We start from the raw sequence: 15271 nt of genomic DNA on the forward strand, positions 1-15271 counted from the left end.
GAACCGGACGACTGCGTTCAACCCTACGCGACCGCGGTTTCAGACACGTGATTCCGATGTTTCGTGCGTGTTACGCACGACGCGCGGATGCTGCGCCGAAACGCCGATGAAACCGGGCGCTCCTTCGCGGCTCTCACGCGCGGACGAGCACCGTGCCCGCGATCTTGTCGTGGAAGCCGCGCTGGTCGGAATCCCAGACGAGCACCGGGATCACGAGGCACAGCAGCACCGTGCGCAGGATCGGGCGCCAGAGACCGACCCATCCCCCCGTGATCGGCACCACGCGCAGTCCCAGCAGCCGGTGGCCGATGGATCCGCCGATCGTAGGGATGAAGACGATCTGCATGGCGGCGAAGATGGCATAGTTCCACCACTCGGGGTGGGCGCCCCCGATCAGCAGGTAGGCGGGCAGCGCCGCGAGCGCCCAGTCGAGAAAGATCGCCAGGACCCGCCGCCCGAGTCGAGCAACGGAGTGAGGTCCCGTGTCCGGCAGGCCGAGGCGCTCGCCCGGCCACTTGCTGGGTTCGAGATCACCGAACCTCTGCGGAGCGGAGTTGGCCATCGGTATCAGCGCGGGCGCTGCGAGCGCATGCGATTCGGGTCCATCCCCTTCGGGATGCCGACAGGTGCCGCCTGCAGCGACGACAGACGGTTGTAGACCGCCGCGACCTCATTGCGATTGAGCTTCGGCTTCAGCCGCACCAGCGTCTTCGAGAGGCGCGCGAGAGGCACGCCGTCGCCATCGGGGCCGACGTACAGGTGCACGATCTCGACGTTGCGCATGGCGCGGCGGATCTTGCGCTCCTCGTCGGCGGCCATGCGCTGCGCGCGCTGCTTCGAGCCCTCGGAGATGAGCACGATGCCACCTCGACCGACGACGCGGTAGACGGCATCCTGGTTGCGGTTGATGGCCACGGGCACCTCGGATCCGCGCCAGGACCGACGAAGGGCGCTCTGCACGACCGCGCCCACGGCGCCGGGGCGACCTTCGATCTGCTCGTAGGCGATCTTCTCGGCCCGTCGGCCCAGGACGATCATGACGAGCAGGATGCCGACCAGCACGCCGGTGACGGGCCAGAGCACCCAGCCGAACCAGTTCCCGCTGAGCAGCCATGCGAGGAGCACCGAGATCGCGACGGGCCCGATGAAGCAGAGCAGAAGCACCCACGGCAGGTTCCGATCGTGGACCTTCGTGGTCCGATAGATCTCGACCATCTGCCGAATGCGGCCGGTGCGCTTTGCCTTCTCTTCTGCCATACGTCCAGGATATCGCCTCCGAGCGAGCGCGCGTGCCGTCAGCCGTGGCCGTGCAGCGGTTGTTCGCTCACAGCAGCGGGACCATGCCGGGGGAGCCGACTCGATCCACAGTCTGGTGCATCCCCGGCACGTCTGGCTGCTGGATCGCGGAGCATGGAGACATGTTCGGAACGCGAGCCGTACTGAAGGCGACACCCCCGAAGACGTCTGCGTCGGTGCCGGGCGCAGCCGCGGCGCTTGCAGCCCGAGCAGAACGCACGTGCGCAGCGGGGATCGAGGTGCGAGCTCGCGGCGGGTGCGCCGCCCCGGATCGTCGAGAAGCGCGGCACACGTGGCGCGGTCACGACCGCGGGTGCCGCAGCATCGGCATGCCGCTCGACGGCCTGCTCCGCGCGCTGCGTCGCTGGGATACCTCGGGTGCCGCGGCGCTGCTCTGCGAGGCGATCCTGGACGCTGCGACAGAGATCGACGCGCTCGGCGGGGAGTGGACGCCTGCGCACGCTCGGGAGATCGTCGGCTACGAGATCCGCCGGCGGATCACGCCGCTCGCGACCGGAATACGGCTCGGGCCGCAACTCCCGAGGGAGTTGCGGCCCGAGCCGAGGAGCGGGGTTCGGTTCAGATCCCCAGGTTGGCTGCGAAGTCGCCGGCTTCGAGACGCTGGCGCATCTGACCGAGGAACCGCGCTGCGTCGGCACCGTCGATGATCCGGTGATCGTAGGACAGCGCCAGGTAGACGGTCGATCGCACCGCGATCGCATCGCCGTCGGGGCCGGACACCACCGCGGGCTTCTTCACGACCGCTCCCGTTCCCAGGATGGCGCTCTGCGGGAGGAAGACGAGGGGCGTGTCGAAGAGCGCGCCGCGCGATCCGGTATTGGTGAGCGTGAAGGTGCCCCCGGCGAGCTCGTCGGGCTTGAGCTGGTTGTCGCGGGTGCGCGCGGCGAGATCGGCGATCTCGCCCGCGATCTGCGCGATGTTCTTGTCACCCGCGTCGCGAAGCACCGGGGTGAGCAGCCCCTTCTCCGTGTCGACGGCGATGCTGATGTTCTCTGCCGCCGGGTACACGATCGACTCGCCCTCGACCGTCGCGTTGATGATCGGGTAGCTGCGCAGCGCCTCTGCCGCCGCGAGGGCGAAGAAGGGCATGAAGGAGAGCTTCGAGCCCGTCTGGGAGAGGAACTCGTCCTTCTTCGCCTGGCGCAGCTGGGCGACCCGGGTCACGTCGACCTCGACCACTGTGGTGAGCTGAGCGGTGCTCTGCAGCGAGGCCACAGCGCGCTCGGCGATGACCTTGCGGAGGCGGCTCATCTTCTGCGTCGTGCCCCGCAGCGGCGAGACCTCCACCTCGACGGGAACCGCCGGCGCAGCGGCGGGAGCGGGGGCAGCGGCCGGAGCTGCGCTCTGAGCCGCGGCCAGCACGTCCTCCTTGCGGATGCGGCCGCCGACACCCGTGCCGGTCACCGTGCCGAGGTCGACGCCCGAGTCGTTCGCGAGCTTGCGCACGATCGGCGTGACGTACCCGGCCGCGTTCGCCGGCGCGGCAGCGGGCTGCGCGGGCTCGGGCTGTGCAGCGGGCTCGGGCTCCGCGGGCTGTGCAGCGGGCTCGGGCTGCGCGGGCTGTGCGGCGGGCTCGGGCTGCGCGGGCTGTGCGGCGGGCTCGGGCTGTGCGGCGGGCTTGGGCTGTGCGGCGGGCTCCGCGGGGGCGCCGCTGCCCACGCGGGCGAGTGCCGCGCCCACCTCGACGGTCTCGTCCTCCTGCACCAGGATCTGCTGCAGGACGCCCGCGATCGGCGAGGGAACCTCGGTGTCGACCTTGTCGGTCGAGACCTCGAGCAGCGGCTCGTCCACCTCGACGGTGTCGCCCACGCTCTTCAGCCAGCGCGTCACCGTACCCTCGGTGATGCTCTCGCCGAGCGAGGGGAGCACGATCTCCTGACCGTCGCCGTCTGCGGCGGTCGTCGATGCGGCCTCGGGTGCCGATGCCTCTGCCTCGGGTGCCGTTGCCTCTGCCTCGGGTGCCGATGCCTCTGCCTCGCGCGTCGGCTCGGCAGCGGGAGCGGGCTCCTCGGGTGCGACGTGCTCCGGTGCAGCCGGGGCCTCGGACGCGGCGCTGCCGTCGCCCACGCGCGCCAGCACGGCGCCGACTTCTGCGGTCTCGTCCTCCTGCACCAGGATCTCCTCGAGCACCCCGGCGACGGGGGAGGGGATCTCGGTGTCGACCTTGTCGGTCGAGACCTCGAGCAGCGGCTCGTCCACCTCGACGGTGTCGCCGACGCTCTTCAGCCAGCGGGTCACTGTCCCCTCGGTCACGCTCTCACCCAGTGCGGGGAGGACCACCGATTCACTCATCGTGCATTCTCCGTTCGTTGCGTCATGTCTGCGGGCCGCTTCAGATCGCGTGCAGCGGCTTGCCGGCGAGCTTCAGCATGGCCTCGCCGATGGTCTCGTTCTGCGTGGGATGACCGTGGACGAACGGCGCCACATCCTCCGGGTACGCCTCCCAGTTGACGATGAGCTGCGCTTCACCGACCAACTCGCTCACGCGCGCGCCGATCATGTGCACCCCCACCACCGGGCCGTCATTGACGCGCACGGCCTTCACCGATCCGGCAGTGCCGAGGATCGAGCTCTTCGCGTTGCCCGCGAGGTTGTATTCGTAGCTCGTCACGTTCTCGGCACCGTAGCGTTCGGCCGCCTTCTCCTCCGTGAGACCCACGGACGCGATCTCGGGGTCGCAGTAGGTGACCTTCGGGATGTTGACGTCCTCGACCACCACCGGGTTCAGGCCGGCGATCTCCTCGGCGACGAAGACGCCCTGCTGGTAGCCGCGGTGGGCCAGCTGCAGGCCAGGTACGATATCGCCGATCGCGTACACCCCGGCGACGTTCGTCGCGAGGCGCTCGTTCGCGAGCACGAAGCCGCGATCCATCTCGATGCCGACCTCTTCGAAGCCGAGTCCCTGCGTGGCGGGGCCGCGGCCGACCGCCACCAGCAGGTAGTCCGCCGTGACGGTCGAGCCGTCCTCGAGCGTGACGGTGACGCCGTCCGAGTCCTGAGCGACGGACTGGAAGCGGGTTCCGAGCTTGAAGTCGATGCCCCGCTTGCGGAATGCGCGCTCGAGCTGCTTCGAGACCGACTCCTCCTCGTTCGGAACCAGGTGCGGCAGGCCCTCGACGATGGTGACCTCGGACCCGAACGAGCGCCACACGCTCGCGAACTCGACGCCGATGACGCCGCCGCCGAGGATCGCGACCCGCTTCGGCACCTCCTGCAGTTCGAGTGCCTGCTCGCTCGTGATCACGCGCCCGCCGATCTCCAGGCCCGGCAGCGAGCGCGAGTAGGATCCCGTGGCGAGCACGATATGCGTGCCGGTGATCCGGTCGTCGCCCACCTGCACGGTGGTGGGGGAGGTGAGCCGGCCCTCGCCGGCGATCACGGTGATGCCGTTCGCCTTGAGCAGGCCCTGGAGACCCTTGTGCTTGCCGGCGATGAGGTTCTCGCGATACGCGTTGACCTTGGTCGCGTCGACACCCGCCACGGTCGAGAGGATGCCGTAGGACTCTCCCTCGCGGGCGACGTCCGCGATCTCGGCCGCGTGCAGCAGCGCCTTGGTCGGCACGCACCCGCGATGCAGACAGGTGCCGCCGAGCTTGTCCTTCTCGATGACGGCGGCGCTGAACCCCAGCTGGGTCGCCCGGATCGCCGCGGCGTATCCTGCGCTGCCGCCACCCAGGACGACGATGTCAAACTGCTGTTCGGCCAAGTGGGATCTCCCTCGGTGTATTCGCAACGGTGTCGGCGATCCGCGATGGTCTTCGGACGCACTGCGCCCCAGCCTACACCCGCGCGTGGCGCGCCGAGCCGGCGGGGGACGGCAGCGGGGTTCGCTGAGGGCGTGACAGGATCCGGTCCGAACGGGTCTCGCCGTTCATAGGATGGAAGCGTGACGGATTCCATCTTCTCGGCAGAGTACGCTGAACGCCGTGCGCGCGTGCCGCGCGGGCTGCCCCTCGTTGTGGTGATGCAGGGCCTCAGCGACGCGGGCGGTGCCGTCGAGCAGCTGGAGGAGTACTTCTGGGGGCGCACGCGCCCCGAGGAGATCCTGCGCTTCAACGCCGATCTGCTGCTCGACTACCGCGCCAGGCGCCCCGTGATCACGTTCGACGAGGATCACCTGACCGACTACGCGCCCGAGGAATTGACGCTGTGCCTCTCGCACGACGAGCTCGGCGCGCCATTCCTGCTGCTGAGCGGCTATGAGCCCGACTTCCGGTGGGACCAGTTCATCGACGCCGTGCTGCTGCTGGTGCACGAGTTCGAGGTGTCGGTGACGGTGTGGACGCACGCGATACCGATGCCCGTGCCGCACACCCGCCCCGTGTCGATGACGGTGAGCGGTTCTCGTGACGATCTCATCGAGGCGCGCTCCGTCTGGAAGCCGACGACGAAGCTCTCGGCCTCGGCCGGGCACGTGCTCGAGTACCGGCTGCACAGTCTGGGGGAGGAGGTCGTGGGGCTCGCGCTGCTCATCCCGCACTACCTCGCAAACACCGAGTACCCCGAGGCGCTGCACGCATCCCTCGACGGGATCATGGCGGCGACCGGCCTCATCCTCCCGACCGACGAGGTGCGCGAGCAGGCCCGCCGCTTCCACTCGCAGGTCGACACGCAGATCGCCGAGAACGAGGAGTCTCTCGAGATGGTGCGCACGCTCGAACGGCGGTACGACGCCTATATGGAGGATCAGAACGTGCGCTCACCGCTGATCGGTGAGGATGGCACCATTCCGACGGCCGATCAGCTCGCGAGCGAACTCGAGCGATTCCTGGCCGAGCGCCACAGCGAGTCGGGCGATCCCGAGCCGGGGGAGAGTTGACGCGCCTCGCAGGTGACCGCGGCGCGTGTCAGGCGCACCCGCCGCGACGTGCAATAATTGGTGATCTAGCCCATCCAATCCGAGTGGTCAACCGCGAAGCGGGAATAATTCGGACTTGACATGGGTTTTCATGCTGTGAGCGCCTGTAGGTCGGTGCGGTAGTAACCGACGGGCGATCCGAGACAGAGAGGCGGCTGCGTGGCAACTGCATCCACGACCAAGACTCGCGCGAGTTCCGCGAAGGCGGGCAAGCAGGCAGAGGAGGCCACTGCGGCCGACACCACCGATGGCGACGCGGCGGCTCAGCAGCAGCCTGCCGCGAAGAAGCCCGCCGCCAAGAAGAAGCCGGCGGCGAAGAAGCCGGCGGCGAAGCGCGCGGCGAAGAAGGACCTCGTCGACGAGGCCCTGAACGAGGACGCGGAGCTCGAGGAGCACGTCGTGCCCCCCGAGGAGGACAAGAAGGCGTCGACCGCCGACGAGCCGCTGCCCACCGGCGCGATCGTGCTCAAGGCCTCTGACGAGGAGGACGTACCGACCTTCACCACCGCGATCCCCGGCGCGACCGCCGATCCGGTGAAGGACTACTTGAAGCAGATCGGCAAGGTCGCTCTGCTCAACGCAGCCGAAGAGGTCGAGCTGGCGATGCGGATCGAGGCGGGGCTGTTCGCCGAGGAGAAGCTCGCGACGGAGAAGGGGCTGCCCAAGAAGCTCGAGCGCGAGCTCAAGTGGGTGGCGCGGGATGGGCAGCGCGCGAAGAGCCACCTGCTCGGCGCGAACCTGCGCCTCGTCGTGTCGCTCGCGAAGCGCTACACGGGACGCGGCATGCAGTTCCTCGATCTCATTCAGGAGGGGAACCTCGGTCTTATCCGCGCGGTCGAGAAGTTCGACTACACGAAGGGCTTCAAGTTCTCGACGTATGCGACGTGGTGGATCCGCCAGGCCATCACCCGCGCCATGGCCGACCAGGCCCGCACGATCCGCATTCCCGTGCACATGGTCGAGGTCATCAACAAGCTCGCGCGTGTGCAGCGCCAGATGCTTCAGGACCTGGGGCGCGAGCCCACCCCCGAGGAGCTGAGCCGGGAGCTCGACATGACCCCTGAGAAGGTCATCGAGGTGCAGAAGTACGGCCGCGAGCCGATCTCGCTGCATACCCCCCTCGGCGAGGACGGCGACAGCGAGTTCGGCGACCTCATCGAGGACACCGAGGCGGTCGTTCCGGCCGACGCGGTGGGCTTCACGATGCTGCAGCAGCAGCTCGAGCAGCTGCTCGACTCGCTGTCCGAGCGCGAGGCGGGTGTGATCCGCATGCGCTTCGGTCTGGGCGACGGCATGCCGAAGACACTGGACCAGATCGGCGACACCTTCGGCGTCACGCGCGAGCGCATCCGCCAGATCGAGTCGAAGACCATGGCGAAGCTGCGCCACCCCTCGCGGTCGCAGCAGCTGCGCGACTACCTGGAGTAGATCGCAGACGGAAAAGCCCCGGTCGAGATGACCGGGGCTTTTCCGTCTGCTGGTGCGGCCTGTGATCCTGCGACTCGCTGCGCGGCCGCAGGATGACGGGGTGCGGATCCTGCGACTCGCCGGGCTCGCGCAGCATGAGCGTCTGCGCTGCGCTCAGGCGTTCAGCTTGTGACTCTCGTCGTGCCACACCTCGGCCAGGGGGCGGAGCTTCGCCTCGTGCTTGTTCGCGTGGTGCGCGCAGAACAGCAGCTCGCTGCCGTTGAGCATCACCCGCACGTAGGCCTGTGCGCCGCAGCTGTCGCAGCGGTCGAGCGCACTGAGCGGGCGATCCACTGCTTCGACCTCTTCGGCGCGATCCTGCTCGAGCGTCGTCATGGCGTCCTCCCGTTCCTCGGTTTCCATCGATACACCTCTATCCAAGCACGCCGAGCGTCGTTTTCTCCGCAGGAGACGCTCGGGTTCGCTGAACGCGTACCGTCGGCGGAGCGCTTCTCCACTCGCCGCGCTCGTGCCCGCGTACTGTCGGAGGTCTGCCCTAGGGTGGATTCGTCGCCGAAGCAGAGGAGATCCCACCAGTGCCAGATTCGAGCTATTCCGCACGGCATCTCACCGTTCTCGAGGGACTCGAGGCGGTGCGCAAGCGTCCGGGCATGTACATCGGCACGACCGATTCCCGGGGGCTCATGCACTGCCTGTGGGAGATCATCGACAACTCGGTCGATGAAGCTCTCGCCGGCCACGGCGACGAGATCGGCATCACGCTCCACGACGACGGCAGCGTGACCGTTTCGGACAACGGCCGCGGCATTCCGGTCGACGTGGAGCCGAAGAGCGGGCTTTCGGGCGTCGAGCTGGTGTTCACGAAACTGCACGCCGGCGGCAAGTTCGGCGGCGGCGGGTACGCCTCCTCCGGCGGGCTGCACGGCGTCGGCGCGTCGGTGGTGAACGCGCTCTCCTCGCGGCTCGACGTCGAAGTGGATCGCGACGGCAAGACCTGGGCGATGTCGTTCCGGCATGGCGAGCCCGGGATCTTCGCGGGTGACGGGCCGGACAGCCCGTTCACGCCTTTCGAGGACTCCTCCGAGCTGCGTGTCGTCGGCAAGGTGAAGAAGGGAGCGACCGGTACCCGAGTGCGGTACTGGGCCGATCCGCAGATCTTTCTCTCATCGGCCAGGTTCGAGCCGGAGTCCCTCGTCGCCCGCGCGCGCCAGACCGCGTTTCTCGTCCCGGGGCTCGCGATCGAGATCACCGATCGACGCCCCGAGTCGCAGACCGAGTCGGGCGAGCCGCCGGTGCACCGCTTCGCCTATGAGGGCGGCATTTCGGAGTTCGTCGACTTCCTCGCGGTCGATGCGCCGCTCACCGATACCTGGCGGATCACCGATGGCGGCACGTTCACCGAGACGGTGCCGGTGATGGACGAGCAGACCGGCCATCTCGTGTCGCGGGAGGTGGAACGGCGCTGCGAGGTCGACATCGCGATGCGCTGGGGCACCGGGTACGACACCGAGGTGCAGAGCTTCGTCAACATCATTGCGACGCCCAAGGGCGGGACGCACCTCAGCGGCTTCGAGCAGGGGCTCACCAAGTTCTTCCGCAAGCAGATCGAGCAGAATGCGCGCAAGCTGAAGGCGGGAAGCGACCGACCCGACAAGGACGACATCCTCACCGGGCTGACCGCCGTGGTGACCGTCCGCGTGCCCGAGCCGCAGTTCGAGGGGCAGACCAAGGAGGTCCTCGGCACGGCGGCCGTGCGCGCGATCGTCTCCCGCGCGATCGTCTCCGGGCTGAGCGCGCGCTACGAGTCCACGAAGAAGCACGACCGTGCGCAGACGGGCTCGCTGCTCGAGAAGATGGTCTCGGAGATGAAGGCTCGCATCGCTCTGCGCGCGCAGCGCGATACCGCCAGGCGCAAGAGCTCGCTCGAGAGCTCATCGCTGCCGGCGAAGCTCATCGACTGCCGGTCCAAAGAAGTGTCCGAGACCGAGCTCTTCATCGTCGAGGGCGACAGCGCGCTCGGCACCGCCCGGCCGGCGCGCGACAGCGAATTCCAGGCACTGCTGCCGATCCGCGGCAAGATTCTGAACGTGCAGAAGGCCTCGGTCGCCGAGATGCTGAACAACGCGGAGTGCGGCGCCATCATCAAGGTGATCGGCGCGGGATCGGGCCGCGATTTCGAGCTCGATGCGGCGCGCTACGGCAAGGTGATCCTGATGAGCGACGCCGACGTCGACGGCGCCCACATCCGCACCCTGCTGCTCACACTCTTCTTCCGCTACATGCGCCCCATGCTCGAGGCCGGCCGCGTCTACGCCGCGGTGCCGCCCCTGCACCGCGTCGTTGTGCAGCACTCCGGCCGCAAGCCCAACGATGTCGTGTACACCTACAGCGAGAAGGAGCTGCAGGGTCTGCTGAGCGATCTGCGCAGACGCGGCAAGAAGCACCAGGAGCCCATCCAGCGGTACAAGGGGCTCGGCGAGATGGACGCGGATCAGCTCGCGGAGACCACGATGGATCGCGAGCACCGCGCGCTGCGCCGCGTCCGCGTCGAGGACGCGCACGCCGCCTCGCAGGTCTTCGAACTGCTCATGGGAAACGAGGTGGCTCCCCGCAAGGAGTTCATCATCGACAACGCCGACGACCTGGATCGCGAGCGCATCGACGCCTGACGGGCGAGGCGCTTCCCTTGATAGGGTGGACCCGATAGCGCCTAGGGTTCCGGGGACGCGCTCCCGCCTGGTCCGAGCGGCGCCACGGCGGGTTCCGCGATCCGCCGTCATCTGACAGGACAAAAGCCCGGAGGAACCTCGCCCGTCGCGCCGATCGCGCCGGGCAGAAGGTTCTGCCATGCCCGCACTTGCCCTCGGCCTCGCGCTTGCTGCGGCGGTCGCCCACGCCACCTGGAACATCGTCGCCCACGGCTCGAGCCGTTCGGGGGTGCAGTTCCTCTGGTGGGGCGCGCTGTGCAGCGCGGCGATGTGGGCCATCGCGATCCCCTTCACCGACGGATTCGGGCGGGCGGATCTCGCGGACGTCGTTCTGGGAGTCGGGGTTTCTGGCGTGCTCCACGTGGCGTACATGCTCGTGCTGCAGCGCGGGTACGCGAGCGGCGAACTCTCCACGGTGTACGCGACGGCGCGCGGCACCGGCCCGCTGCTCACCGTGCTGATCGCGATGCTTCTGCTGGGCGAGCGGCCGGGGCCGATCGCGCTGCTCGGTGTGGCGCTCGTCATCGGCGGCGTCGTCGCGTTCGGTCTCGTCGGCCGCCCCGAGCTGCGGGTGACTCGGCGCGGGCCCGATCCCGCACTCGTCTACGGGCTGCTGACCGGAGCGGCGATCGCCGCGTACACAGTGTGGGACGCCTTCGTGGTGACCGGGCTGGGGGTGGCCCCCGTGGCCTTCATGGTGGGATGCAGCGCGGTCGAGGTGCTGATCTTCAGCGGAATGCTGCTGCGCCGCGGGCGCGCCGGCTGCCGCTTGCGCGGCGAACTGCAGCGCAACTGGCGCGGTCTGATCGTCTTCGGGGTGCTCTCTCCGCTGTCCTACGTGCTCGTGCTCACCGCGATGACACTGGCGCCGGTCTCGCTCGTCGCACCCGTGCGCGAGGCGAGCGTGGTGCTCGTGGGGCTCTACGGAGTGCTGTGCCATCGGGAGAGCCGCCCCGCGCTGCGCGTGCTGGCCGCCGTGACCGTGGTGCTCGGGGTGCTGCTCATCGGCCTTTGATCCATCGCGACGGCCCCGCACCGGCACGCGGCACAGCAGCGCGTCCGGAGGCGACAGGGGTCTGGCATGGTGCGTCCCTGCTGAACGTCGACGAATCGGGGACGTTCAGGACCGGTGGGCATCGCGCGAAGCGCTTCTCCGCGTCCCCGATTCCGGGCTCGCGGAGGCCGCACAGGCGTGCAGTGCGAGCCCGCTCAGGGAGCCGCGCCGATGTAGGCCGCGGCGCCGTCGATCGGCTGGCCGGAGCCGTCGCGACGGCCGAGCTCCTCGGGCAGCTTGCGCGCCGCGCCGTCGGCCGCGAGCGCGCGCGGCTCGCCCGTCCCCACCCAGGCGCAGGCGATCTGGTCCTCCCACTTGAGGAATCGCTGCGCACGCACACCGCCGGTCGCGCGACCCTTGGCGGGAAACTCCGACCAGTCCGATACCTTCGCCGTGGCGACGTCGGTGCCCGGGAGCGTGATCGAGCTGTCGGCCACGGTGACCACGCGCGCCGCGGCCCCCGCGGGAACCGCTCCGGCGAACACGACGCGCGCGTCGGCGCCGAGTTTGATGCCCGCCATGCCGCCGGCAGGGCGTCCCTGAGGGCGCACCGAAGATGCAGGGAAGCGCAGCAGCTGGGCATCGCTCGTGACGACTGCGAACTCCGACTCGTCCGGCGCCGGGAACGCGCCGATCAGGCGATCGCCGGGCTTCAGGCCGATCACCTCGAACGACGGCTTCGCGGGCAGGTCGGCGAGCACGACCCGCTTCACCGTGCCCTGCGCGGTGAAGAGTCCGATCGGCGGCCCCGAGGCGGTGGCGTCGCCGGATCCTTCGCCCTCGCCGCCGAGGGGGACGAGCCCCACAACACGCAGCTTCTTGTCCGTGACACCGAGGTAGTCGAGCAGCGCGACTCCCGCCGAGAACGCGATCGAGGCCCCGGGTACGAGCGGCAGATCGACCGGCGTGAAACGGTGCAGGCTTCCGTCGCTCAGGATCGCCCCGAGCTCGCCGCGCACCGTGCCATCGGCCCTCGAGGAGATCGCGCCGTGCTTGGTGGCGCGGGAGGCGGCGCGCAGCGTCTCCGACGCATCTGGGTCACGGTCCACGCGCAGTGCGCGCCCCGTAGCCGAGAGGAGCACCGTGCAGGGGGTGTCGGCCACCTGCAGCGAGGATGCCGCGGCGGGGGTGCGTGCCGGCCGCGCCACCGCCCCGGTGAGGACGGTACGGCGGGGTGTGCCGAACGCCTCGGCGGCTTCGTCGAGCTCGGCGGAGACGACCTCGCGAAGACGCTCGGGGCTGCCGAGAATCTGGAGCAGCGCCTCGATCTCGGAGCGGAGCTGATCCTGCTCGGCCTCGAGTTCGACCCGGGAGAACTTGGTGAGGCGGCGCAGGCGCAGCTCGAGGATGTACTCGGCCTGGAGCTCGGAGAGGTCGAACACCTGCATGAGGCGCGCACGGGCCGTCTCGGCGTCGTCGCTCGTGCGGATGAGCTGAATCACCTCGTCGATGTCGAGGATCGCGATGAGCAGCCCCTCGACCAGGTGGAGGCGCTCGCGGCGCTTGCGCAGCCGGAACTCGGACCGGCGGGTGATCACCGAGACGCGATGATCGAGGAAGACCCGCAGCATCTCGCGCAGTCCCAGCGTCTGCGGCTGGCCGTTCACGAGGGCGACCGAGTTGATGCTGAAGGAGTCCTCGAGCGGCGTGTAGCGGTAGAGCTGCTCGAGCACCGCCTCGGGAGAGAACCCGGTCTTGAGCGTGATGACCAGGCGCAGCCCGTTCTTCCGGTCCGTGAGGTCGGCGACGTCGGAGATGCCCGAGAGCTTCTTGGCCTCGACGCCCTGCTTGATCTTCTCGATCACCCGCTCGGGGCCGACCAGGTGGGGGAGCTCGGTGACGACGAGCCCGGTGCGGCGCGGACCGAGCGGCTCGACGGCGACCTTCGCCCGAGTGCGGAACGCGCCGCGGCCGGTGCGGTAGGCGTCCTTCACCCCGTCCAGGCCCACGATGGTGCCGCCGCCCGGAAGGTCGGGGCCCGGGATGAACTCCATGAGCTCGTCGACCGTGGCATCGGGGTGGTGCAGCAGATGCTTGGCCCCGTCGACGATCTCGACGAGGTTGTGCGGGGCGAGATTCGTGGCCATGCCGACGGCGATGCCGCTCGCGCCGTTGACCAGCAGGTTGGGCACTGCCGACGGCAGAACGTCGGGCTGCATGATCTGGTTGTCGTAGTTGGGGACGAAGTCGACCACGTCCTCGTCGAGCGACCCGGTCATGGCGAGGGCTGCCCCGGCGAGGCGGGCCTCGGTGTAGCGCGACGCCGCGGGCCCGTCGTCGAGCGAGCCGAAGTTGCCGTGCCCGTCGACGAGTGGCAGGCGCATTGCGAAGCCCTGGGCCATCCGCACCAGCGCGTCGTAGATCGAGGCGTCGCCGTGAGGGTGCAGCTTGCCCATCACCTCACCCACGACACGGGCCGACTTGACGTGCCCCTTCTCCGGGCGCAGGCCCATATCCTGCATCATGAAGAGGATTCGGCGCTGCACGGGCTTCAACCCGTCGCGTGCGTCCGGAAGAGCGCGGGAGTAGATCACCGAGTAGGCGTACTCGAGGAACGATCCCTCCATCTCCTGCGAGATGTCGATGTCCTCGATGCGCTCGCCGGCCAGCTCGTGGGCGGCACGGGGGCCCGAGGACGCGGCGTTGTCGGGGGAGGCGCTGGGTGCGTCGGTCATAATGGAGTTCATGCTACCGACGACCGCCGACAACGGTGCGAGGCTTGCCGCGATTCTGCCAAGCGGCCTCGCCGCGGTTGCGCGGGGGCTCGGATCCGGGCTGCCCGACGAACTCGCCTTCGCGGAGGAGGGCTCGGTCGCGGACCGTCTGCCGTCGGTGCGGTCCTTCGTCATGGTCGTGGTCGACGGACTCGGGCACGCCAACCTCGGTGCGGCGAAGGCGCACGCGCCGGTGCTCGCGCGGCTGCAGCGCCGCCGCATCGAGACGGTGGCTCCCTCGACCACCGGCGCCGCACTCACCACGCTCACGACCGGGCGCCTGCCGGGGGAGCACGGGCTCATCGGGTATCGCATTCGGCATCCCCGTCTCGGCCTCGTGACCACTCTCAAGGACTGGGAGGGCATCGACGACCGCAGGGCCTGGCAGCGCTCCGTCCCGCTGTTCGGGCTGGCGACGCAGCTGGGCGCTCGCGCGGTGGCGATCGGACGGCCGGCGCACGCCGAGGGCGGCCTGACGGAGGCGATCCTCACCGGTGCGGAGTATCACCCGGGCCCGCGGATCGCGGACCGCTTCGAGGTCGCCTCACGGCTGCTGCGCTCGGACGACCCGATCGTCGCCTATCTGTACGTCGACGAGCTGGACAAGGCGGCCCACGAGTACGGCTGGCAGAGCCCGGCCTGGCTGCGGCGGCTCGAGCAGCTCGACGCGGCCCTCGACGGACTGCTCCGCGGGATGCCCGGAGACGTCGGAGTCGTCGTCACGGCGGATCACGGAATCGTCGACGTGCCGCGACACCAGCAGGTGCTGCTGGACGCCGATCCCTCCCTGCTCGAGGGCGTCGCCGAGATCGGCGGGGAGCCCCGCTTCCGCTCGCTCTACCTGAGGCCGGGTGCGGATCCGGAGTCGGTCGCGGCGCGTTGGGCGCAGGCCGAGCGGACGCGCGGCTGGGCGGTCACCCGGGATCAGGCCATATCGTCCGGGTGCTTCGGCCCGGTCGTTCCCGAGGTCGCGGCGCGCCTCGGAGATGTCATCCTGGCGGCGCGCCGACAGGTCGCCTACTACTGCAGCACGGACGATCCTCGGGCTCAAGCGATGGTCGGACAGCACGGATCGTTCAGCGAGGACGAGCGCGGGGTGCCGCTCGCGGTCGCGGGAGCGCTCTCGGGCAGCGGTTTCGCTGCCGCGGTGGCGGAGGCGGCCGCGATCCGGAGCTGACGAACCCTGCTCTGG

11 protein-coding genes are annotated in these 15271 nt (G+C 69.4%); 5 read left to right on the forward strand and 6 right to left on the reverse strand.

The features are described from left to right. Positions 1 to 133: 133 nt before the first annotated feature. The 4 genes from EVS81_RS00485 to lpdA form a co-directional block, all read right to left on the reverse strand. The gene (locus EVS81_RS00485; RefSeq protein ID WP_130108657.1) at positions 134 to 562 is read right to left on the reverse strand and encodes an RDD family protein; all 429 of its coding nucleotides are present in this window, start codon (positions 560 to 562) and stop codon (positions 134 to 136) included. A gap of 5 nt (positions 563 to 567) precedes the next feature. Next, the gene (locus EVS81_RS00490) at positions 568 to 1257 is read right to left on the reverse strand and encodes a DUF4191 domain-containing protein (RefSeq protein ID WP_130108658.1); all 690 of its coding nucleotides are present in this window, start codon (positions 1255 to 1257) and stop codon (positions 568 to 570) included. Positions 1258 to 1875: 618 nt separating this feature from the next. Then, positions 1876 to 3609, reverse strand: coding sequence for a 2-oxoglutarate dehydrogenase, E2 component, dihydrolipoamide succinyltransferase (sucB, locus tag EVS81_RS00495; protein ID WP_130108659.1), 1734 nt, complete (start codon positions 3607 to 3609; stop codon positions 1876 to 1878). 40 nt (positions 3610 to 3649) lie between these two features. Beyond that, positions 3650 to 5023, reverse strand: a complete 1374-nt coding sequence (gene lpdA / locus EVS81_RS00500; RefSeq protein ID WP_130108660.1) for a dihydrolipoyl dehydrogenase — start codon at positions 5021 to 5023, stop codon at positions 3650 to 3652. A 180-nt stretch (positions 5024 to 5203) separates the two neighbouring features. Between lpdA and EVS81_RS00505 the strand changes: the two genes are divergently transcribed. Both EVS81_RS00505 and EVS81_RS00510 read left to right on the forward strand, forming a co-directional pair. After that, positions 5204 to 6136: a proteasome assembly chaperone family protein gene (locus EVS81_RS00505; RefSeq protein ID WP_205879359.1), complete on the forward strand. Its 933-nt coding sequence runs from the start codon at positions 5204 to 5206 to the stop codon at positions 6134 to 6136. 198 nt (positions 6137 to 6334) lie between these two features. Then, positions 6335 to 7603 carry an RNA polymerase sigma factor gene (locus EVS81_RS00510; RefSeq protein WP_130108661.1) on the forward strand — a complete coding sequence of 423 codons (1269 nt, stop codon included), beginning with the start codon at positions 6335 to 6337 and terminating at the stop codon, positions 7601 to 7603. A gap of 153 nt (positions 7604 to 7756) precedes the next feature. Here the strand turns inward: EVS81_RS00510 and EVS81_RS00515 are convergent, their stop codons facing one another. After that, positions 7757 to 7978, reverse strand: coding sequence for a DUF7455 domain-containing protein (locus tag EVS81_RS00515; protein WP_130111205.1), 222 nt, complete (start codon positions 7976 to 7978; stop codon positions 7757 to 7759). 200 nt (positions 7979 to 8178) lie between these two features. Between EVS81_RS00515 and EVS81_RS00520 the strand changes: the two genes are divergently transcribed. Both EVS81_RS00520 and EVS81_RS00525 read left to right on the forward strand, forming a co-directional pair. Continuing rightward, complete coding sequence (locus tag EVS81_RS00520) at positions 8179 to 10272, forward strand: DNA gyrase/topoisomerase IV subunit B (protein WP_130108662.1); 2094 nt, start codon at positions 8179 to 8181, stop codon at positions 10270 to 10272. A 178-nt stretch (positions 10273 to 10450) separates the two neighbouring features. Beyond that, entirely contained in the window at positions 10451 to 11326 is an 876-nt protein-coding gene (locus tag EVS81_RS00525; RefSeq protein ID WP_130108663.1) for an EamA family transporter, read from the forward strand. A gap of 194 nt (positions 11327 to 11520) precedes the next feature. Here EVS81_RS00525 and EVS81_RS00530 read toward each other — a convergent pair whose 3' ends face one another. After that, positions 11521 to 14040, reverse strand: a complete 2520-nt coding sequence (locus tag EVS81_RS00530; RefSeq protein ID WP_205879360.1) for a DNA gyrase/topoisomerase IV subunit A — start codon at positions 14038 to 14040, stop codon at positions 11521 to 11523. A gap of 10 nt (positions 14041 to 14050) precedes the next feature. Here EVS81_RS00530 and EVS81_RS00535 point away from each other — a divergent pair, with 10 nt between their 5' ends. Beyond that, a complete protein-coding gene (locus EVS81_RS00535; protein WP_165384158.1) occupies positions 14051 to 15256 on the forward strand; it encodes an alkaline phosphatase family protein in 1206 nt (401 codons plus the stop codon). Positions 15257 to 15271 lie beyond the last annotated feature (15 nt).

It is taken from the genome of Leucobacter triazinivorans (genome assembly GCF_004208635.1).
GTDB classification, from domain to species: Bacteria; Actinomycetota; Actinomycetes; order Actinomycetales; family Microbacteriaceae; genus Leucobacter; species Leucobacter triazinivorans.